Annotated in this window: 2 protein-coding genes; both read right to left on the minus strand. The window is 69.0% G+C overall.

Annotation, left to right across the window (positions count from 1 at the left end; translation table 11 throughout):
• Window positions 1-912: BcpO-related WXXGXW repeat protein (locus ADE01S_RS31000; protein ID WP_062685588.1), on the minus strand; the 912-nt coding region annotated here is incomplete at its 3' end.
• A gap of 31 nt (window positions 913-943) precedes the next feature.
• Window positions 944-1,111, minus strand: coding sequence for a hypothetical protein (locus ADE01S_RS31905; RefSeq protein WP_165695663.1), 168 nt, complete (start codon window positions 1,109-1,111; stop codon window positions 944-946).
• Window positions 1,112-1,280: the final 169 nt, after the last annotated feature.

A 1,280-nucleotide genomic window follows, 5' to 3' on the forward strand; every position in this document is an offset into this window, starting at 1 on the left:
CTGGCGGTCCTGCTGCTGGGCTTGCTGGTCACGCTGCTGTTGCTGGCGGGCTTGCTGCCGGGCAGCGTCCTGGCCGCCGCGCCCCTGGTCCGGCCCGTTGCCTGGCCGAGCGGCGTCGCGCGGAGGGCGATCATCGGGACGCCTGCCGTTGTCGGAGGCGTGGTCCACGAACGCCTGGGGCGGGCGCCCCTTGTTGTGGTCGTAGAACTGCCCGCGGTCCTTGCCGGCGTCACGCACGTAACCGCGCTGGGCCTGGGTGGGCGGCGCATGGCGGTCGTTGCGGGCGGCGAGTTCGCGCGGGTCGGCCCGGCGCTGGATGCCCGAGGGGCCGCCATGGTAGCTGACGCGCCGGTTGTCTACGTTGTTGACCACCACGGTGTGGTTGTAGACGTTGGTGACGCGGGTGACGTTCACGTTCGTGACGGAGCGGTTGTAATAGAAGCGGTCGCGCTTCCAGTAGCCGCCCGCGTAGCCGCGGCCCGTGTAGCCGAAGCCGTAATTGATGCCGCCGTAGAAACCCACGTGGGGGCCCCAGTAGCCGGCGTTCCAGATGTACAGGCCGTTCACGAAGCCCCAGTAGCCCGGGGTCCAGAGCGCGCCGGTGTAGGGCGCGAGCACCCAGGCGCCCGGCACCCAGAAAAAGCCGTAGGGGTTGCGGCTCCAATAGCCGGGCACCCAGATGTAGCCGTCGGCGGGGGCGGGCGGCTGGACGTAGACGGGCAGGGGCGGAGGCGGCTCGGGGCTGCGGTCCACCAGCGCAAGATTCGCGTCCGCCGGGTCGCCGCCGTCATAGACGGGGGCGGCGGGCGCCGGCGGCGGTTCGTACGTCTGCGCCGCGGCGCCGGCGCAGGCGGCCAGCAGGATCGCGGCGGCGAAAGGCCGAGGGCGGAGGATCCGGGAGGTGGGAGTCATGGTTTTTTCCTTGGCGCAACGGGCGCGCGGATCAGTAGCCACGATAGTAGTAATGGGGCGCGGGATAGGCGGGGTAGTAGTAATAATGCGGCGTGTAATAGACCGGCGCCGGGCGGTAGTACGCCGGCCTGGCCGGCACCACCACGCACCCGGTCAATGCGCTGGCCATCGCCAGCATCAGCAACAGACGCTTCTTCATCGTGCAACTCCTGCCGAACGCCAGGCGCGGCTTGCGCCCTGGTTGCGCTCGTAAGGATTAGGCCATAGGCGCCCGTCCGGAGTTCTGGACTGTAATCGTTCCGAAACAGCTTTCGGGTGACGGATGTTTGCGCCCGCGTGACCGTCGATGACGTTCGTATCAGGATGGT

It is taken from the genome of Achromobacter denitrificans NBRC 15125, from assembly GCF_001571365.1.
Lineage (GTDB): Bacteria > Pseudomonadota > Gammaproteobacteria > Burkholderiales > Burkholderiaceae_B > Achromobacter > Achromobacter denitrificans.

Excerpts from the sequence above, each read along its gene's own strand:
- ADE01S_RS31905 (WP_165695663.1), bottom strand. The coding sequence starts at position 1,111 with ATGAAGAAGCGTCTGTTGCTGATGCTGGCGATGGCCAGCGCATTGACC.